15 protein-coding genes are annotated in these 18,903 nt (G+C 58.8%); 13 read left to right on the top strand and 2 right to left on the bottom strand.

What is annotated here, in order from left to right; genetic code table 11:
- Nucleotides 1–15: 15 nt before the first annotated feature.
- On the bottom strand, nucleotides 16–1,002 hold the full coding sequence (locus D6858_RS11775; protein WP_120110548.1) for a GNAT family N-acetyltransferase: 987 nt from the start codon (nucleotides 1,000–1,002) through the stop codon (nucleotides 16–18).
- Between the two features lie 25 nt (nucleotides 1,003–1,027).
- Between D6858_RS11775 and D6858_RS11770 the strand changes: the two genes are divergently transcribed.
- The 13 genes from D6858_RS11770 to D6858_RS11710 all read left to right on the top strand — a co-directional run bounded on the left by D6858_RS11770 (nucleotide 1,028) and on the right by D6858_RS11710 (nucleotide 17,720).
- Nucleotides 1,028–2,542, top strand: coding sequence for an acyl-CoA ligase (AMP-forming), exosortase A system-associated (locus D6858_RS11770; protein WP_120110544.1), 1,515 nt, complete (start codon nucleotides 1,028–1,030; stop codon nucleotides 2,540–2,542).
- Complete coding sequence (locus D6858_RS11765; RefSeq protein ID WP_120110541.1) at nucleotides 2,539–3,765, top strand: pyridoxal-dependent decarboxylase, exosortase A system-associated; 1,227 nt, start codon at nucleotides 2,539–2,541, stop codon at nucleotides 3,763–3,765. Before D6858_RS11770 ends, D6858_RS11765 begins: the two co-directional genes overlap by 4 nt.
- A 168-nt stretch (nucleotides 3,766–3,933) precedes the next feature.
- Nucleotides 3,934–4,578 (top strand): XrtA/PEP-CTERM system exopolysaccharide export protein, encoded by a 645-nt coding sequence (locus tag D6858_RS11760; RefSeq protein WP_120110538.1) that lies wholly within the window; start codon nucleotides 3,934–3,936, stop codon nucleotides 4,576–4,578.
- Between the two features lie 16 nt (nucleotides 4,579–4,594).
- Nucleotides 4,595–6,100: an XrtA system polysaccharide chain length determinant gene (locus D6858_RS11755; protein WP_120110534.1), complete on the top strand. Its 1,506-nt coding sequence runs from the start codon at nucleotides 4,595–4,597 to the stop codon at nucleotides 6,098–6,100.
- Between the two features lie 12 nt (nucleotides 6,101–6,112).
- The gene (locus D6858_RS11750; protein ID WP_120110531.1) at nucleotides 6,113–7,141 is read left to right on the top strand and encodes a P-loop NTPase family protein; all 1,029 of its coding nucleotides are present in this window, start codon (nucleotides 6,113–6,115) and stop codon (nucleotides 7,139–7,141) included.
- A gap of 4 nt (nucleotides 7,142–7,145) precedes the next feature.
- Nucleotides 7,146–8,780, top strand: coding sequence for a preprotein translocase subunit YajC (locus D6858_RS11745; RefSeq protein ID WP_225081467.1), 1,635 nt, complete (start codon nucleotides 7,146–7,148; stop codon nucleotides 8,778–8,780).
- Nucleotides 8,781–8,799: 19 nt separating this feature from the next.
- Complete coding sequence (locus tag D6858_RS11740) at nucleotides 8,800–9,933, top strand: XrtA/PEP-CTERM system-associated ATPase (RefSeq protein ID WP_120110526.1); 1,134 nt, start codon at nucleotides 8,800–8,802, stop codon at nucleotides 9,931–9,933.
- Nucleotides 9,934–9,961: 28 nt separating this feature from the next.
- Nucleotides 9,962–10,834 carry an XrtA system polysaccharide deacetylase gene (locus D6858_RS11735; RefSeq protein ID WP_120110523.1) on the top strand — a complete coding sequence of 291 codons (873 nt, stop codon included), beginning with the start codon at nucleotides 9,962–9,964 and terminating at the stop codon, nucleotides 10,832–10,834.
- Nucleotides 10,831–11,895 (top strand): FemAB family XrtA/PEP-CTERM system-associated protein, encoded by a 1,065-nt coding sequence (locus tag D6858_RS11730; protein ID WP_120110520.1) that lies wholly within the window; start codon nucleotides 10,831–10,833, stop codon nucleotides 11,893–11,895. The genes D6858_RS11735 and D6858_RS11730 overlap by 4 nt, the downstream gene beginning before the upstream one ends.
- On the top strand, nucleotides 11,829–13,124 hold the full coding sequence (locus tag D6858_RS11725) for a TIGR03087 family PEP-CTERM/XrtA system glycosyltransferase (RefSeq protein WP_338067306.1): 1,296 nt from the start codon (nucleotides 11,829–11,831) through the stop codon (nucleotides 13,122–13,124). The genes D6858_RS11730 and D6858_RS11725 overlap by 67 nt, the downstream gene beginning before the upstream one ends.
- The gene (gene xrtA / locus D6858_RS11720; protein WP_120110514.1) at nucleotides 13,114–14,661 is read left to right on the top strand and encodes an exosortase A; all 1,548 of its coding nucleotides are present in this window, start codon (nucleotides 13,114–13,116) and stop codon (nucleotides 14,659–14,661) included. Before D6858_RS11725 ends, xrtA begins: the two co-directional genes overlap by 11 nt.
- Before the next feature lie 9 nt (nucleotides 14,662–14,670).
- A complete protein-coding gene (locus tag D6858_RS11715; protein WP_120110512.1) occupies nucleotides 14,671–16,569 on the top strand; it encodes an XrtA/PEP-CTERM system amidotransferase in 1,899 nt (632 codons plus the stop codon).
- A gap of 194 nt (nucleotides 16,570–16,763) precedes the next feature.
- On the top strand, nucleotides 16,764–17,720 hold the full coding sequence (locus D6858_RS11710) for a crotonase/enoyl-CoA hydratase family protein (RefSeq protein ID WP_120110509.1): 957 nt from the start codon (nucleotides 16,764–16,766) through the stop codon (nucleotides 17,718–17,720).
- A gap of 51 nt (nucleotides 17,721–17,771) precedes the next feature.
- Here the strand turns inward: D6858_RS11710 and zapE are convergent, their stop codons facing one another.
- The gene (gene zapE / locus D6858_RS11705; protein ID WP_120110506.1) at nucleotides 17,772–18,896 is read right to left on the bottom strand and encodes a cell division protein ZapE; all 1,125 of its coding nucleotides are present in this window, start codon (nucleotides 18,894–18,896) and stop codon (nucleotides 17,772–17,774) included.
- Between the last annotated feature and the right edge of the window lie 7 nt (nucleotides 18,897–18,903).

The raw sequence follows: 18,903 nt of genomic DNA, 5'->3' as shown, positions 1-18,903 counted from the left end.
ACAAACGCGCGCGGCCTAGCCGCGAGTTGAACCCGGCGCAAGTTTGCGAATGTACTGCTTCGCCCAGACTGGCCATGCGGATGGCTGCTTAAGATCAAGACAATCGATCATAAATCGAGGGCGAACTGCTTCCATCCAATCTGCCTTGTAAGGATCGTTACCTGTTCCGAAATCGATCCAGTCGACATGATCGCGGTCAATAGCCTGTTCGAAAAGTGCCGCGCTAAGCGTTGTGCCAGCCGACAATGCCTTCATGCTTTCGAGGTGAGCGAGCTTGTGAATGTAAGCCACCCCATTCTCGACAGTCCAGAATTGCGCTGCGACGGCCTGCCCCTCATGACGGGCGATTCCCAACCGAATGCGTCCCGCAACCCCCTCTTGTTCGGCAAACCGGCGGAGCAGATCGGGATCACCCTCGCTTGGCTTCCAGCTGTCTGCATAAATGCGTTCGTATTCGCGCCATGCCGCCGGATCAAAGCGAACCAGAACTTCGATCGCGACCTTTTTTGCCTTTCGTTTCAGGGTCGTTCGCATCTTTCCCGGACGAGAGGCCCAATATTCGGCAAACGTGCGGCCACCAACTTCAAGTACATGGTTATAGTCGCACTGCGTTCGGGTGACCGACCATCCAGCAGTCTGAAAAGCTTGTTCCAGCCGTGTAGCCGATCCGTCCTCATCGGGTATCGGCCAGAGGGTCAGACGATGCGTCTGGCGCTTCAAATCGCGTGCAATCGCAGTGAGCAATTCCTGCCCCCGGCTGTTGTCGGGGGCCAGTTGTCGCCAGGTGAAAGAATACCAGTTACGTAGCGGTTCGATCCGACCGTTTGCTCGAGTCAGGGCCAGCGCCGCCCTTTCATCACCGTTCGACACGAGGGCGATGAGGGGCTGCTGCCCTGCATGGGCCAACAGATCGAACCATTCGGCCCTGTCGAACGGGCCGGAATGGTTTGTGTGTGTCCCTTGCAAGACGTTAACTGTGTCGTGATAGCTGGCTGCGATCACAGATGCTGTTCCTTTCGGAGTTTACATGTTCTCTGCGCCCGATTCGCACCCCTGGCCGCTCGATCATCTCGCTGAACGTGGCGAGCCGGATGCAGCGGCGCTTGTCTTGCGCGATCGGGTCATTACCCATCAGGACTTAAGAACCCGTGTCGGCCAGTTGGCAACGTGGTTGCTGGAACATGCAGCAAAAGGTGATCGCGTTGCCAGTTGGGCGGCGAAAGGAGAGGCAACCTGTCTGTTGCCACTGGCATGCGCGCGCGCCGGAATCGTTCACGTGCCGATCAATCCCTTGCTCAAAAGAATGCAGGTCGCCCATATCCTGTCGGATAGCGGCGCAGTTCTGTTGATCGCCAACAATGGCCGTTTGCGTTCTCTGGCGGATGGGGACGTTCCCGATAACTGCACCGTTGTTGCGGAAGAAGATCTGTTTACACAGGTCGAACTGTGCGCCCGACTGGGGCCATCCGATCATAACCCGGATGAACTTGCCGCGATCCTTTACACATCGGGTTCGACCGGTCGGCCGAAGGGGGTTATGCTCAGCCACGCGAATATGTGGCTGGGGGCGGTCAGCGTGGCGACTTACCTCGGTGTTGAGAGTGACGATGTCGTGCTGGCGGTGCAACCACTCAGTTTCGACTATGGCCAGAACCAGTTGCTTTCAACCTGGTATGCCGGGGGCAGCGTGGTGCCGCTCGATTATCTGCTGCCAAGGGATGTGACGAAGGCATGCGCCAGACATCGGGTCACCACGCTGGCATGTGTCCCTCCGCTGTGGATTCAACTGACTGAAATCGATTGGCCGCAGGAGGCGGTCGCATCGATGCGTCGCCTTACCAATACGGGGGGTGCATTGACCGTTGGCCTTGTCCACGATCTGCGACGGATATTCCCCGATGCCCGCTTATTCCCGATGTACGGGCTGACCGAAGCATTCCGTTCGACATATCTCGACCCCTCGCTGGTCGATAGTCACCCGACATCAATAGGCAAGGCGATCCCGTTCGCGGAAATTCTAGTGGTCAACGATGAGGGGGCAATTGCCGCTGCCGGTGAAGAAGGGGAACTCGTGCATTGTGGCCCACTGGTCGCGCATGGATATTGGCAGGATCCGGAGCGAACGGACGACCGGTTCAGGCCTGCGCCGAAGGACTCAATGTGTGGCGGAATGGCCGTTTGGTCGGGTGACAGAGTGAAGCGCGATGAAGATGGGTTGCTGTATTTTGTCGGTCGACGCGATTCGATGATAAAATCGTCGGGCAATCGCATCAGTCCGCAAGAAGTGGAGGATGCCGCGATTGCCACCGGGCTTGTCGCAGAGGCGGTCGCGGTGGGTAAGCCCGATCCTAAATTGGGACATGTTGTGTGCCTCGCGGTGCGTCCGGCAGCCGGGTTTTCGGAAGATGTCCTCAGAAATGCGTTATCTCAGTCGCTGCCCAATTTCATGCAGCCACGGCACTTTCGCGTGTACGACGCGATGCCACGCAATCCGAACGGGAAGCTGGATCGCAATGCAATCGCACTGGAGTTTGCCCAATGAAGCCGCTCGGCCCCATCCCTGCGGGATACACCGCGCTTGACGGTGAATTGGCAATCGCCGGTGTGAAAGCCAGCACGCTGGTTGAACGGGCCGGGGACACCCCGCTCTTTGTCTATTCGCGCGATTTGCTCGATCGCCGCGTGGCCCAACTACGCGCCGCGATGCCTGAACGGCTTGGCTTGCACTATGCCGTGAAAGCCAACCCTTTCGTGCCTTTGTTGAAACATATGGCGGGGCGGGTAGATGGGTTTGACATCGCCTCTGGCGGCGAACTGGCACTTGTGAGGGATGCAGGGATCGATCCGTCACTGGTCAGCTTTGCCGGGCCGGGCAAGCGCGATGCCGAACTGGAAATGGCAATATCGGCGGGCGTCACTCTTAACTGCGAGTCGGAAAACGAGGGGCATCGCGCGCTGGCCATCGGGGAAAGGCTTGGCATCACGCCCCGGCTCGCCATTCGTGTGAACCCCGATTTCGAATTGCGCGGTTCGGGCATGAAAATGGGCGGAGGGGCCAAGCCTTTCGGTCTGGATGCGGATCGTGTGCCCGCGCTTGCCAAGAATTTGATCGCGGCAGGGGCAGACTGGCGTGGATTGCATATTTTCACGGGCAGTCAGGCTCTCGATGCCGAAGCGATTGCCGAAACACAGGGGAATGTCCTAGATCTGGCCGACAGGCTGGCACAGGAAATCGGTGTCCCTTTGCCAAAACTGAACATGGGCGGCGGATTGGGGATACCGTACTTCCACGGGGATACACGGCTCGATCTGGAGATGGTTGGCAATCGGCTTGCCGAACGATGTGCCGCGCTTCCCGACACGTTGCAGGATACGCGTTTCTGTATCGAACTGGGCCGGTATCTGGTTGGGGAAGCCGGAGTCTATCTTTGCAGGATCGTGGACCGCAAGGACAGTCAGGGGGAAACCTATCTGATCACCGATGGCGGATTGCATCATCAGCTCGCCGCGTCGGGCAATTTTGGCACGGTGGTGCGGCGTAACTATCCGGTGGCAATCGCATCGCGCTTCGATGCAGATCCAGATGAAGAGGTGAATGTCGTCGGCTGCCTGTGCACACCGCTCGATCGTCTTGCGGACAAGGCGATGCTACCCGGTGCCAAGGTAGGCGATCTGGTGGCGGTGTTCTGCGCCGGTGCGTATGGTGCCAGCGCCAGCCCCGCGATGTTTCTTGGTCAGGGGCCAGCCCGCGAAATGCTGGTTTAACCTCTTGCTCTTCAATGTCCCATCTTGGGACTGGGGTGAAGAGACCGTCCAAGCCTAACGGTATATTCACCAATTTAGATCAGATGATTGCCTGATACCGCAGAAGCGGAAGGACCGGTTCGCGCCCACCTTCCGACAGTCCTGCATAAAGACCAAGGATGTGCATCGATGTTGAAGTCCCGGATTCCTGCCATGTTTGCGAGCTGTGCAGTCGCCGCGCTCGCCCTGACCGGCTGTGCCTCGACCACAGGCGGGCAGCTTCCGCCGGCCTCTTTCGTCGCGATGCAGGAAGGGCCGGGCGAAGATTATGTGATCGGCCCTCTGGACGAGCTGACGATCAATGTATGGCGAAACCCGGAACTGAGTGCGCAAAAAATTCAGGTCCGCCCCGATGGGCGCATCACTACGCCGCTGGTCAACGATATGCCCGCTGTCGGGAAAACTCCCGCTATGTTGGCGGAAGATATTCGCCTGCAGCTGTCGCAATATATCGAAGATCCGCTGGTCAGCGTGATCGTGACGAACTTTGCCGGGACCTTCAGTCAGCAAGTCCGCATCATCGGCGCGACAGAGAAACCGGCCAGCATCCCATACCGCGCCAATATGACCGTGCTCGACGCGATGATCGCTGTCGGTGGATTGAGCGAGTATGCATCTGGAAACAAGGCAAAACTTATCCGCTTCGACAAGCAGGCCGGGCGCCAGAAGGAATATCGCCTGCTCCTCGGCGATCTGCTCAAGAAGGGCGACAGCAAGGCGAACGTCATGCTCCAGCCGGGGGATGTCATCATCATTCCTGAAAGCATGTTCTGAGGAAGGCTGACGGTCGATGAACGAAGTCTTCGAAGAATTACGCGCGTTGGCGTGGTCTGCCTGGCACCGGCGATGGCTGGTGCTGGCTGTTGCCTGGGGGGTGTGCGTGCTGGGCTGGCTCGCAGTTGCCATGATCCCGAACAAGTACGAATCCAGTGCTCGAATCTATGTTCAGCTTGATGATGTGCTGACCGATCAACTCAAGATCGCGAACGGCGGGAAAGATGAAATCGAGCGGGTGAGGAAGACCTTGGCCGGGGCCGTAAACCTCGAAAAGGTTATCCGCAGTACGGATCTGGGTAAAGAAATTACCTCTCAGCGCCAGATGGATCGTGCGGTTCAATCCTTGTCGGAAGACGTGAAGGTTGTGAGCCAGGAAGATAACTTGTTCACCATCACCGCGACGGTCGGCAAGGGCAACCTCTCGGACGCGGAAAACGCCAAATTATCGCGTGACGTCGTCCAGAAGCTGCTGGATATTTTTCGAGAGGAGAACATCGCCGGAAACCGCGGCGAAGTTGCAGATACGCTTGTTTTCCTCGATCAGCAGTTGGATGCTCGCAAAGCAGAACTGGATGCCGCAGAGCAGAAGATGTCCCGCTTCGAGGCGGAACATCCCGAATTGATCGGCGGAAGCAGCGCGATATCTGGGCGCATTGCCGCGACACAAACCGAACTGCGTGGCGTTGACGCTGATCTTGCCGCTGCACAGAGTTCTCTGGCGGCGATCAATGGTCAACTTGCCTCTACGCCGCGCACACTCGCCATTGGCGGCGATGGGGGTGGATCGGCTTTGGCGCAGGCGCAGGGCCAACTCGCGGCAATGCAGGCGCGTGGCCTGACCGACAGTCATCCCGATGTAATCGCGATCAAGAAGCAAATTGCTCTGCTGGCCCGTGCCGGTGGCGGTGCCGCTGGGGGCATGCCAAATCCAGCCTATTCTTCGCTCCTCGCGACTAAAGCAGAGCGTGAAGCAGCCGTGCAGGCGTTGCTTTCACGAAAGGCGGCGTTGCAGTCGGAAATGTCGCGCGCAATGGCCGACCAGTCGACCGAACCCGCTGTTTCTGCGGAAGCAACGCGGATCAGCCGCGACTACGATGTTTTGAAGAAGAAGTACGACGACCTTCTCCAGAACCGCGAAGAGATGCGACTGAGAGGCCAAGTCGAGAGTGAACGATCAAGTTTCAAATTCGATGTTGTCGACCCCCCGACCACACCACGTAAACCGGCATCGCCCAATCGGCCGTTGCTTCTGTTTGCAGTTCTCATTGTCGGCATTGGCGCGGGTGTCGGGGCAGCTTTCGCACTTGGACAATTGCGTTCTACCTTTGCTACCGCACACGGGTTGGAGCGGGCTCTCGACCTTCCTGTCGTTGGGACGATATCGGAAAGCCTGAGTGATGGCGCACGCAAGCTTCGGGCCAAAAGGATGAAGCTATTTTATGCCGGTAGCGCTTCGCTTGCCGGATTATTTGTAGTGCTGTTGGCGACAGAGTTCCTTCAGCGCGGCATGGTGGCTTGACAGGAGCGGGCAATGACAGACCAAAGCAATCCCCCGCGTCCCCATGATGGGGAAGAAACAACCGACAGCTCCCTGTTTGAGCGGGCAAGTTCCACATTTGGCTTTGACCCGTTTCGTCCGGCACCAGTCCCTGGCAAGCTGGACGATCTGACGATGAAGCGTGCGCGTGCCGTCAGGCGTGCCGCTGTCCCAGACGATGTAAGAACCGAGCCGGAAATTGCGCGTACTCACGACGCCGAAGATCGCGGCACCAAATCCGTGCCTGTTGCTCCAGTCCCGACGGTCATTGAAGGTCCAGGCGCAGCCGTTCGTTTTTCAGGCGAGGCGCACCCGATTGATCGATCTCGCCTGCGTGAGAGAGGGCTAATCGTACCGGAAGCGAAGAACAGCGCACTGCTCGAAGAATTTCGCATTGTTAAGCGCCAGCTTCATGCAGTGGCGGATCAGCGAGGCACGGCAATGTCGCGGCGTGTACTCGTTTGCTCACCGCTGCCAGGCGAAGGCAAGACGTTCTGTTCGGTCAATCTCGCGCTCGCCATGGCAAATGAGCGGGATAGCGAGGTTTTGCTGGTCGATGCCGATTTCGCAAAGCCTTCGGTACTTTCTGCGCTTGGTTTACCGAAAGGGCCGGGATTGCTCGATGCGCTATCAGACCCGTCGATCAATGCCGAAGACCTGGTCATGGGGACTGATATTCCTGGCCTTTGGATTCTTCCAGCGGGCAACCCGACCGACGCCGACAGCGAGTGGCTCGCCAGTGCGCGCACTACAGACGTGCTCAATCGCCTGACGATGGGCGCTCCCCATCGGATGGTCATATTCGACAGCCCTCCCGCGCTGGCGGCATCTCCGGCTGCCGAACTGGCGAAACATGTCGGGCAAGTATTGCTGGTGGCCCGTGCCGATCAGACCGGGCGCAGCGCATTGGAGGATGCTGTCGATCTGCTCGGCGCGTGTCCGGATATCAAACTGCTGCTGAACGCAGCACACTTCAGCCCGAGCGGTCGACGTTTCGGGACATATTACGGTTACGAAGGGTAATCTCGTGAAACGCTATACGTTTCTCATGTTCGGCAGTGCAGCGGCGATCACAGTCGCTATCCCCGCTTGGGCACAAGACGATACCGCTGCCGTGCGCCGCTCCGGCCCGGTGACTATCACACCATATATCGAGGCGAGTCAGGTCGTCACAACGGAGCTGTCGCCCGCTAGTGACACAGTAACCTACACACAACTGGCAACGGGTGTGGATGCAATGGTCACAGGGCGGAACACAGGTGGCTCCGCCTCCATCAGGTATGAGCGCACCTTCGGTTATGACGACAAGGTATCCGATAGTTCAACACTAAGCGGAGTGATCCGGGGCTACGGTTCGATAGTGCCGCAAGCGGTTACGATTGAGGGCGGGGCGCTTGCCACACGCGTGCGGGTTCGCGCCGATGGCTCTACAGCGTTGGCAGGGTTGGGAGACCGGGCTGCTGAAAGTCGGACATATGCCGCCTACATTGGCCCGAATGTCCATACCGAACTGGGCGATGCGCAGGTCAATGCGAACTATCGACTTGGCTATACACGCGTCGATGCGCCGGATGTGGCTCCGCTCGCTCCGGGTGCTCAATCGCCTGACATTTTCGACGACAGCTGGTCTCAGAGCGCCAACATTCATATTGGTACCCGTCCTGGCCAGCCACTGCCCGTGGGCATTGGGGTTGGCGCAGGATATACACGCGAGGATATTTCGACGCTCGATCAGCAGGCAGAGGACTTTCACGCGCGCGCAGATGTGACTGTTCCTCTGTCCTCGAGTCTGGCTGCAGTAGCTGGGGTCGGTTATGAAAACGTGCAGGTTTCGAGCCGAGATGCACTGCGCGATGCCAACGATGTGCCGGTCCTCGACGGCGCGGGTCGGTATATCACAGACGGCAACTCGCCACGGATTATGGCCTACGATGTCTCCGGTCTGATCTGGGATGTGGGTGTCATGTGGCGCCCTTCGAGCCGCACGTCTTTCGAAGCTCATGTCGGTCGCCGATATGACTCTACGACATATTATGGCAGCTTCGCCTGGGCCCCGAACAGCCGCAGTGCGCTCAATGTCTCAGCTTATGACGGTATAACTGGATTCGGAGGACAGCTGACGAATGCGTTGGCTGGCCTTCCGACTGATTTCTCTGCCAATCGAAACCCGATCACAGGCGACATGACAGGCTGCGTCGCCAGCCTTCAGGGTGGCGGATGTCTTACGGGCGCACTTGGTTCCGTCCGATCGGCAACTTTTCGCGGTCGTGGAATTGCCGCGACATATTCAGAACGCGTAGGTCGCACTAGCGCAGGAATCGGTGCAGGCTACGACCGCCGCACATTCATTGCCGCACCGGGAACGGTACTCGCATCGGCAAACGGCGTGGTCGATGAAAGCTATTGGGCTTCGGTCTATGCATCGGCTGAGATTGATCGACGTTCGTCATTCATGGTCAACGCTCATGTGAACTGGCTGAAAAGTGGATTCAATAATGGCGCAGATGCAACAATTTACGGCGCATCAGCTGCTTATCGTCGATATTTGATTCAAGGTCTTTCTGCCAACGCCGCCGTCGCGGTGGATCGGATTGATAGCGATGTCGTCGGTGAAACTCTCAGCACTGCAGCAGCCCGTCTGGGCCTGCGGTACGATTTCTGACGTCGGGAGAAGAACAACAATGTTTGATGACTTCTACGGACTGACTGGCCGCCCGTTTCAACTGACGCCAGACCCCGCATTTTATTTTGAAAGCGCAACGCACCGCAAGGCGCTGTCGTATCTCGGCTACGGGATGGCGCAGGGCGAAGGCTTCATTGTTATCACTGGCGAAGTGGGGGCTGGTAAGTCCACGCTCGTGGCTCACCTGATGAAGAAGATCGATCCCGCACAGATGACAGTGGCGCAGATCGTCACCAGCAATCTGGATGGTGACGAAATGATTCATGTCGCAGCTCAGGCTTTTGGCCTTGAGGTGGAAGGACATGATAAAGCATCTGCAATCGGTGCGATCGAAGGCTTTCTTCACGAAGAAGCTCGGGAAGGTCGGCGGTGCCTGTTAATCGTCGATGAGGCACAAAACCTCAGCATAGAGGCGCTGGAGGAGTTGCGAATGCTCTCCAACTTCCAGCTTGGCTCGCACCCGCTGCTGCAAACCCTTTTGTTGGGGCAGCCGGAATTCCGGCAAGTCTTGGCGGCACACCCTGATCTTGAGCAATTGCGTCAACGCGTTATCGCCGCTCATCATCTCGACGCGATGAATGCCGAAGAGATTCAACCATATATTGAACATCGCCTCGAATGCGTCGGATGGGACGGCAACCCTGCGTTCGATCAGCGCGTTTTTGCAGAACTGCACCGGGCGACCGGCGGAATTCCACGCCGGGTCAATCAGGTCATGACCCGGCTGATGTTGCTGGGCGCCGTGGAACAGCGGACGCGCATCGATTCCGCCATGCTCAACGTAGTACTGAGCGAGATGCAGAGTGACGCGACCTTTCCGGTGGAGGCACCAAACCCGCTCACGAAAACGAAGGGTACGGCTGCTCCCGGCCCTGTCAAATACGTGGCTTCGCAGGACAATGCTGTTGGAGAACGTATGCTCAGTGAGCGCGATCGTCAGATTGAAGAGCTTCAGCACGCCATCCAGGGACTCGCTGAAGCAAAGAATGCAGACGCGGACCTGCCCCGCGAATTGGCAAGCCGTCTGGCAGACCTTGAATTGCGGATTAGCGAGCAGGATCAAGCCGTTCGTCAGGTGCTGACGTTGTTGATCGAATGGTTCGAAGACGGGGCACAGCGCAAGGCTGCCTGACATGTCGGGGATAACGGCACACACAAATATGTCGAATGAGTGCATCGTCAACGGCCTCTCCGTCGACGTGGAAGACTGGTATCAGGTCGGCGCGTTCGAGAAGGTTATTGAACGCGATACGTGGGACAAACTGCCCGATCGGGTATCGGAGAATGTTATCCGCATTCTGGATATGTTCGCCGAGGCCGACGTAAAAGCAACATTTTTCACGCTAGGCTGGGTCGCTTCAAGACACGGCCCTCTGATGCGTCGTATCGTCGATGCCGGGCACGAAATGGCTAGTCATGGATGGGATCATGCGCGGGTACATGGAATGGATCGGAAGGCGTTTGCCGAAGATCTGCACCGCGCCAGAACGACGCTGGAAGATGCGACAGGTGAAAAGGTCGTGGGCTATCGTGCGCCCAGCTTTTCGATCGATCAGCGCACCCCCTGGGCATACGAGGTTTTGTCCGAACAGGGCTATACCTACAGTTCGTCCGTCGCTCCTATAGTGCACGATCATTATGGCTGGCCCGATGCACCGCGTTTCGCGTTTAGGCCTTTGGCTCAGAGCGCACTGCTGGAAATCCCGGTAACTACGGCCATTCTTGGTGGTCGCAGGGTCGCGGCCGGTGGGGGTGGGTTCTTCCGTGTGCTGCCCTATGCCTTTTCCAGATGGGCCATCAGGCAGGTCAGTCAACATGAACGTCGCCCCGCGGTGTTTTATTTTCACCCGTGGGAGATAGACCCGGATCAGCCGCGCGTTTCCAATGCACCTATGCGTTCTCGATTACGGCATTACACCAATCTTGATGGAATGGCATCCAAGCTAGAGAGGTTGGTCCGCGATTTCGACTGGTGCCGTATGGATGAGATCGCCCATCGAGAGGCAGGTCGCACACAGCCGGTGGCGGCATGAACGCACCGTTTCCAATTGCTCCCGAAGCAATCGGGTTGGTCGATCTGAGCGATTCAGATTCGGTCAGCCGCATTGATCGCTTTGTCATAGAAAATGGCGGCAGCCCGTTTCATCGGCCTTTGTGGTTGCAAGCGGTGGAACGTGGGACGGGCCAGCGTGCTATGGGGCTGGTGACCGAGTGTCGAGGCAACATAGTGGGTTGGTTGCCACTCACTGAGGTGCATTCGCCGCTTTTCCCACGTGCGTTGGTGTCGAGTGGGTTTGGCGTCTCGGGTGGCCCGCTGGCTAAACGAACAGATGTCGCTCATCGGTTATGCGAAGCGGCGGCGGAGTTGGCTGTGCGAAGATCGTGTGCATCGGTCGAACTGCGCGGTGGCGCGATCCCTTCAGGCTGGCATATCCGAACGGATAGCCACGCAAATTTTCGTGCTCCACTCGCGCATGACGATGATGCCCAGTTGCTTGCCATTCCGCGCAAACAGCGGGCCGAGATTCGCAAGGGGCTGCAACAGGATCTGACGGTCAGTTTTGGTCGTGACGAATGGCATCGCGTATCGCATTACGCGGTCTATGCGGAAAGTGTCCGCAATCTTGGCACGCCGGTATTCCCGCGCTCATTGTTCGACGCCGTGCTCGACGCGTTCGGAGACGATGCAGACATCCTTGTGGTGAGTCAGGATGATGTGCCTCAGAGTGCGGTATTGACGCTCTATCACAATGGCGTGGCGATGCCGTATTGGGGTGGCGGTGTCTGGGATGCGCGCCGGACGCGGTCGAACGAAGTGATGTATTATCGGCTGATGTGCAACGCGCGCCAACGTGGCTGCTCGCAGTTCGACTTTGGCCGTTCCAAGGTCGGAAGTGGCGCATTTGCATATAAGAAGAACTGGGGCTTTGAACCGGAACCTCTCGCATATGGGGCCTGGACGGCGAGTGGGGCAACGGCGCGGGATGTCGATCCCACAAGCACGGCCTACTCATCCAAAATCGCGCTGTGGAAGAAGCTGCCGCTGGCGGTGTCAAACCGGCTTGGTCCGATCATTGCCCGTGGACTGGCGTGATGGGCGAGGTGCTGTTTCTGGCCCACCGGATTCCCTTTCCGGCAGACAGAGGGGATAAAATCCGCTCCAGTCAGTTGCTTAAGGCGCTTTCGAAGATTGGGCCGGTTCATGTCGGCACTCTGGGCGAGACGGAGGCGGACTTTGCCGCCGAGCCGCAGCTGGCGCGGTATGCCGCCAGTTATTGTCTGGCCCGCCGTTCGCTCAATCTGCCGCTGGCCGGGATGAAAGCGTTGGTGCGTGGCTTGCCGGTCAGCCTGACGGCGTTTGACAACTCTGAATTGCGGGCGTGGGTGGCGCATACACTTGCGACCCGACCTGTCGATTGCATCTTCGTATTTTCGGGGCAGATGGGGCAGTATATTCCGGCGGATTACTCCGGCCGGGTTGTGATCGATTTGTGCGACGTCGATAGCGCGAAGTTCGAAGCATACGCGCACGATGGTCGCGGTCCGCGCGCGTGGATAGATGCGCGCGAAGGCAGGTTGCTGGCTGTCGAAGAACGCAGGCTCGCGCAGCGCGCCGATGCTACTTTGTTGATCACCGATGCGGAGGCGAACCTGTTTCGCGCGCGCATCGGCGATGTCGAAGCAAATGTGATGACGGTGTCGAACGGGATCGATACCGACCTGTTCGATCCGAAAGCGTCGCGGCCTCACCCGGCGCTGATTGGCGGCAATGGTCCGCATATCGTCTTCACGGGGCAGATGGACTACCCGCCCAATGTTGCTGCGGCACTTCGGACGATCGACCGCTTGCTGCCCGGCATTCGCCGCGGGTTTCCGTCTGCGACGTTCCACGTTGTCGGGCGTGCGCCCGTGCCTGCATTGACGCAGCGCGATGGGGAGCCCGGCGTGCGCGTATGGGGCGAAGTGCCCGATGTGCGGCCGTTTCTGGCGGGGGCTGATCTGGCGATCGCACCATTGAGCATTGCGCGCGGTGTGCAGAATAAAGTGCTGGAAGCAATGGCAATGGCACGCCCTGTTCTGGTTACCCCGGAAGCGGCCACCGGCATCGATGCGATCGATGGCGAACATATCGCTATCGAACCGAACGACGGGCGATTGATCGACCGGGCCTGTACGCTTCTGACCGATGGCCCGGCGGCACAAAGGATGGCCACCGCTGCCCGCAATTTCGTGGTGGAGCACAAGGGGTGGGATGCCGCCATGGCACCGCTTGCCGACCTTATCGGGCGAAGTGGCATAAGCGAAACGCGCGATGCAGCGTGACGCATTGCTTGATCGCTTTGCGGTAAGCGGGCTGGCCGAACGGATCGCACCCGAATGGCGTGCACCGTTGCTGAATCTGGCGATTGTGTGGGCTGTCCTGTTCGCTCTGACAGTGCGCGATTGGGTTGCGATGGCGCACCAGTGGTGGGATATCTCCACCTATAACCACATTCTGTTTGTGCCGCCGATCATCGTGTGGGTCGTTTGGCAACGGTGGGAGGAACTGGCCAAGATCGCACCGCAGGCGTGGTGGCCGGGGTTGGTGGCGCTGTTCGGGGCGCTTGCCCTTTGGATGCTTGGCACAGTGGCAGGGATGAACATTGCCAGTCAGCTTGGTGCCGTTGGCGCTTTGGTGGCCAGTGCTATTGTCGTGCTGGGGCCTAAGGTGTTTGCGGGCCTGATTTTTCCGCTGGCTTACATGGTGTTCCTCGTTCCCATCGGTGACGAACTGGTTCCGGTGCTCCAGATGATCACGGCTAAACTGGTGATTGGCCTGATCCATCTGAGCGGGATGGAGGCGCACATCGAAGGTGTGTTCATCGATACACCTGCAGGCTTGTTTGAAGTGGCCGAGGCGTGTTCCGGAGTCATGTTCCTTGCCGCGATGGTCGCGCTTGCGACACTGGTCGCAAATGTCTGCTTTGTGTCGTGGAAACGACGGGCGGTGTTCCTGTGTGCGGCGATACTGTTGCCGATCGTCGCCAATGGGGTTCGTGCATGGGGCACGATTGTTATCGCGCAATGGCAGGGAATCGAATTTGCCGCCGGGTTCGATCATATTTTTTATGGCTGGATATTCTTTGCCATCGTGGTGGCCGCACTGCTTGGCTGCGCCTGGCGCTGGTTCGACCGTTCGCCCGATGATCCGGGGATCGATGCGGATGCGATAAAGGCATCTCCACTGCTTGGTAAGCTTGAACGTTTCAGCTTCCGCCAAAGCTTTGCGTCGTTGTCTGTTGTCGCGCTGGCGCTGATGTTCGGGGGCTGGGCATTCGCGGCCGATCATGTGGAGGCGGATTTGCCACCGACACTCGCCGCGCCCCATGTTCCCGGTTGGCATATCGTTGCGGGGGAAGTGCCGAACTGGACTCCGCTCGCGACGGGGGCAGACCGCAAGCTGCGGCTTCATTATCATGATGGCAATGGCTATGCGGTGGACGTGAGTATCGCGGTTTACGCAGGGCAAGGCCCGGATCGCGATGCGGCCGCAGCGGGGCAGGGCGCCTTGCCAATGGGCAGCGACTGGCGCTGGCTGGAACCGGGCGTTTCCGGCAACAGCTGGTCAGCTGACTGGCTGTATAATCATGGAATTCGTCGCTTAGCTCAGACCAGCTACCGGATTGGCGAGGTGACGACGGGCAGTGCCAGCCGGTTCAAACTGGCAGCGATGCGGGACCGGGTATTGATGCGCGGGCGACCTGCCATCGCGATGATCCTTTCGTCGGAAGAACCCGGCGCGGACGCAGCGCTATCCCGGTTCCGTGCGGCCATGGGCGATCCTGCGCTGGCGATGGACCGCGCTGCCGGGCTGCGGTAAGCGCGCCGCATGTGCGGAATTGCGGGAATTTTTCATTGTGGCACGCCCAAGCCGGTCGACCCTGCGCGGGTCGAGCGGATGTGCGACGCTCTTGTCCATCGCGGCCCGGATGGCGGCGGTGTCTGGACGGCACCGGGCGTCGGACTTGGCCACCGTCGGCTGTCGATCATCGATATTGCGGGATCGCCGCAACCGATGCAATCGGCCGACGGACGGGCGATGATCATCTTCAATGGCGAGATATATAATTTCCGTGAATTGCGGAGGGAGCTGGAACTGGGCGGCGCGCAGTTTCGCACCGATGGCGATACCGAAGTCATTCTGGCCGCTTATCGCAAGTGGGGCGTGGATTGCCTTTCCCGCCTGAATGGAATGTTCGCGTTCGCGATTTACGATCTGGACAAGCACACACTGTTTCTTGCGCGGGACCGGTTCGGGGTGAAACCGTTGTTCACCGCGATGTTAAGCGATGGAAGTCTGGCGTTCGCGTCGGAACTGAAAGGGTTGCTGGCGCATCCCCTGTTGCGCCGTAAGGTCGATCCGCTGGCGATTGAGGATTATCTGACGTGGGGCTATGTCCCCGATCACCGCTCCATCCTCGACGGGGTGGAGAAGCTGCCCGCCGGCCACTTCCGTTTGTTGCGCCACGACAGCCCTGCTGCGGCACCGGTACGGTGGTGGGATATCTCGTTTGCGGAACGGGCGCGGGGCAAGCCCGCCGATCTCGAAGCCGAATTGCTGTTCCATTTGCGCGAAGCGGTATCGAGCCGGATGGTGGCCGATGTGCCGCTTGGCGCGTTCCTGTCGGGTGGAGTGGACAGTTCCAGCGTGGTCGCTCTGATGGCAGAGGCCAGCTCCAACCCGGTGCAGACATGTTCGATCGGGTTCGATGTCGCTGCGCTGGACGAAACATCTTACGCGCGTGAAGTGGCGCGGAAATTCGGCACCGACCATCGTGAGCGGATCGTCGATCCAAACGATTTTGCCGAAATCGGCCGCCTTGCCGATATGTTTGACGAACCGTTTGCCGATGCATCCGCCTTGCCAACATGGCGCGTGTGCCAGCTGGCGCGGGAATCGGTGACTGTCGCGCTGTCGGGCGATGGCGCGGACGAAGCATTTGCAGGCTATCGGCGGCAGGTTTTCCACGCCGCGGAAGAGCGCGCCCGCTCGGTACTTCCCGCCAGCTTGCGCACACCTCTGTTCGGCACGCTTGGCCGGGTGTGGCCAAAGGCCGACTGGGCCCCGCGCCCGTTGCGCGCGAAGAGCACATTTCAGTCTTTGGCGGAAAGCGGGGAAGAGGGGTACGCACGGGCTCTATCGATCGTCGCGCCCGAATTGCGCGGTACCCTGTATTCGCCCGAATTCCGCAAGATACTGGGCGATTATCGGGCGGAACAGCCACTTCTGGCGATGATGCGGGGCGCGCCGGCACGTAGTGGGCTGGATCGGGCGCAATATGCGGATCTCAAGTTCTGGTTGCCGGGCGATATTCTGACCAAAGTCGATCGGACCAGCATGGCCGTCAGCCTGGAAGCGCGCGAGCCGCTGCTCGATCATCGGCTCGTCGAATTTGCGGCCCGGTTGCCGCATCATCTGAGGATCAGGCGCGGGCAGGGCAAATGGCTGCTCAAACACGCGATGGAGCGATATTTGCCCAACGACGTGCTTTATCGACCCAAGCAGGGTTTTGTAACGCCCGTATCGCAATGGCTGCGCGGGCCATTGGCGACAGAGGCACGCGCGATAGGCTCTCGTACAACGATTGCTGGCACCGGTTGGTTCGATGGGGAGCGGATCGGCAAGCTGGCGGACGACCATATTGCCGGGCGCAGCGATCACGGGCGACTGTTATGGCAGCTCCTGATGCTGGATAAAACGCTTGGAAAATTGGGGGTTTGCTGTTGATAGCCTGTGGAAAATACTAGCCGCATTTAGCGGCATACGATCCATTTACAGGCCAACAGTATACATCAGAGCAGAACCAGTTTTCCAGCTAATTAACCATAAAATATAGTTAATTTATCGTTTGCCATATATCTTAATCATCGCCTACACTCCGCCCGATCGCACGAAGGACACTTCAGCGAAAGGGGGCGCTCATGGATCGTTACAATGATGACCTGGGAGAGAGCGAAAACCCGATTTCGGTACATGGCCCCGCTTTGCCATTGCCGGATGACGATGAGGCACTGGTTGCGCGGAGCACTATCCACGCTGCCATTCCGGAAGGGCTGTTCCGTCTCAACGAATTGGAATGCCTTTACGAAGACGATAGCGAAACGTTGTGGACCTATATGGCGCCGCGCGGTCGGCCCAGCTTCACGCCGCCAATGCTCGGCGATTTCGAAAACTGGCAGAAATATATCGGGCAGGGCTTTGGGCCGGGACGGGTTCCGCTCAAATTCCTGGTGCTGGGCAGCCGTTCTCCGGGCGTCTTCTGCTTCGGTGGCGATCTCGCGCTGTTTCAACGCTTGATTCAGGATGAAGATCGCGATGGCCTGGTCCGTTACGGACATCGGTGCTGCGCGATCCTTTACCGAAATCTGCATGCGCTGGAGAAGCCGACGCTTACGATTGGTCTCGTCGAAGGGGCTGCATTGGGCGGTGGTTTCGAGGCGCTGCTAAGCTTTGATTATCTGATAGCCGACCGCGATGCGACATTCGGCTTGCCAGAGGTGCTGTTCGGGCTGTTCCCTGGAATGGGTGCTCATGCATTGCTTTCGCGCAAGCTGGGCACTGCGATGGCTGAACGCATCATCCAGTCGAACGATACATATACCGCTCAGCAGATGTATGATCTGGGTATCGTCCACCATCTTGCCGAACCGGGCGAGGGGCTGGCTGTCTGCCGGGAATTCATCAAACGCGCGACCCGACGCCATGCCGGCCTTGTGGCCGAACGCAAAGCTATGCGGACAGCCGCTCCGCTCACGCTGGATGAGCTAAACCGGATTACGGAGCTGTGGGCCGAAGCGGCGCTGCAATTGCGCGATCAGGATTTGAAGGTGATGAATCGTCTCGCCAATGCACAGCGTAAACTGGCGCGGGCGGCCTGATCGAAACAAGAGAAATGGCCCGGTATCGGTTGCCGCCGATATCGGGCAGTTTCAGTGCGCGCCGTGCCCTTTCGCCAGATAGTCGGCGCTTTGCATCTCTTCCAAACGGCTGACTGTACGGGCGAATTCAAAGCTGCCATCGCCGGTGGGATATAAAGCGCCGGGCTCGGCGTTGGCGGTGGCAAACAGGATGACGTTGTTTTCGTAAAGTGCGTCGACCAGCTTGGTAAAACGGAGCGCTTCATTGCGGTTTTCCGGCCCCAGAATGGGGATGCCGACGACAATCACCGTATGATATGCCTGAGCAATCGCCAAATAGTCCGCAGCCCCCCGGTTCTCGCCACACAGCCGCTTGAAGCTGAACACGGCAACGCCTTTAAGACTCTTGGGGACATGCATTGTCCGCCCGCCGCCAAGGTCGAGCTCAGCGCTCGGCACGTGTGCGGCATCTTCCGGTTTGTAATCGGTCAACCGATAGAACGCCTCGCGTACTTGCGCGGTAGAGTTTTCACCAAGCGGCGTGTGCCATGTTTCAATCCCGCCCAGTCGGTCCAGCCGATAATCGACAGGACCATCAAGGGTGGTAACGTCCATTTCAGCTTCGACGAGGTCGATGAAGGGAAGAAACAGCGACCGGTTTAGCCCGTCCTTATATAAATCGCGGGGAGGGCGATTGCTGGTGGTGACGACGATCACCCCTTCATCGCGGATCAGAGCAGTGAAAAGACGGCTCATGATCGCTGCATCGGCGGTGTTGGTCACCACCATTTCGTCGAATGCCAGGCAGCGGATGCCCTGTGCCAGTCGCGCCGCCACAGGGGCGATCGAATCACCGCTTTCTTTCGCGCGTTCATCGCGGATCAGACGGTCAACCTCCAGCATAAAGGCATGAAAGTGGACACGCCGTTTAGCCGAAATGCCGAGGGTATTCACGAACAGATCCATGAGCATGGATTTTCCGCGCCCGACACCGCCCCAGATGTAGAGGCCGCGCGGGCGTACCGCCTTCGATTTTCCGAACAACCTGCTTAAAAAGCCGGTGCTTCTTGCGTTGCTGGCGGCTTCTAGCGAATGCTGGAGGGCATCCAGCGCCAGAGCGGCAGCGCGTTGATCCGGGTCCGGCCGCAGCTCATTGGCGGCCACAAGCGCTTCGTAGCGCGCGAGCATACCAGTCATCGATTGA

The organism is Tsuneonella suprasediminis (genome assembly GCF_003605755.1).
GTDB classification, from domain to species: domain Bacteria; phylum Pseudomonadota; class Alphaproteobacteria; order Sphingomonadales; family Sphingomonadaceae; genus Tsuneonella; species Tsuneonella suprasediminis.
This window is presented reverse-complemented; position numbering and strand designations above follow the sequence as displayed.

What these genes read in the sequence shown, in the direction of transcription:
- D6858_RS11770 (WP_120110544.1), top strand. Translation starts at nt 1,028, where the DNA reads ATGTTCTCTGCGCCCGATTCGCACCCCTGGCCGCTCGATCATCTCGCT.
- D6858_RS11765 (WP_120110541.1), top strand. Translation starts at nt 2,539, where the DNA reads ATGAAGCCGCTCGGCCCCATCCCTGCGGGATACACCGCGCTTGACGGT.
- xrtA (WP_120110514.1), top strand. Translation starts at nt 13,114, where the DNA reads ATGCAGCGTGACGCATTGCTTGATCGCTTTGCGGTAAGCGGGCTGGCC.
- D6858_RS11760 (WP_120110538.1), top strand. Translation starts at nt 3,934, where the DNA reads ATGTTGAAGTCCCGGATTCCTGCCATGTTTGCGAGCTGTGCAGTCGCC.
- D6858_RS11710 (WP_120110509.1), top strand. Translation starts at nt 16,764, where the DNA reads ATGGATCGTTACAATGATGACCTGGGAGAGAGCGAAAACCCGATTTCG.
- D6858_RS11715 (WP_120110512.1), top strand. Translation starts at nt 14,671, where the DNA reads ATGTGCGGAATTGCGGGAATTTTTCATTGTGGCACGCCCAAGCCGGTC.
- D6858_RS11755 (WP_120110534.1), top strand. Translation starts at nt 4,595, where the DNA reads ATGAACGAAGTCTTCGAAGAATTACGCGCGTTGGCGTGGTCTGCCTGG.
- D6858_RS11730 (WP_120110520.1), top strand. Translation starts at nt 10,831, where the DNA reads ATGAACGCACCGTTTCCAATTGCTCCCGAAGCAATCGGGTTGGTCGAT.
- zapE (WP_120110506.1), bottom strand. Translation starts at nt 18,896, where the DNA reads ATGACTGGTATGCTCGCGCGCTACGAAGCGCTTGTGGCCGCCAATGAG.
- D6858_RS11735 (WP_120110523.1), top strand. Translation starts at nt 9,962, where the DNA reads ATGTCGAATGAGTGCATCGTCAACGGCCTCTCCGTCGACGTGGAAGAC.
- D6858_RS11740 (WP_120110526.1), top strand. Translation starts at nt 8,800, where the DNA reads ATGTTTGATGACTTCTACGGACTGACTGGCCGCCCGTTTCAACTGACG.
- D6858_RS11750 (WP_120110531.1), top strand. Translation starts at nt 6,113, where the DNA reads ATGACAGACCAAAGCAATCCCCCGCGTCCCCATGATGGGGAAGAAACA.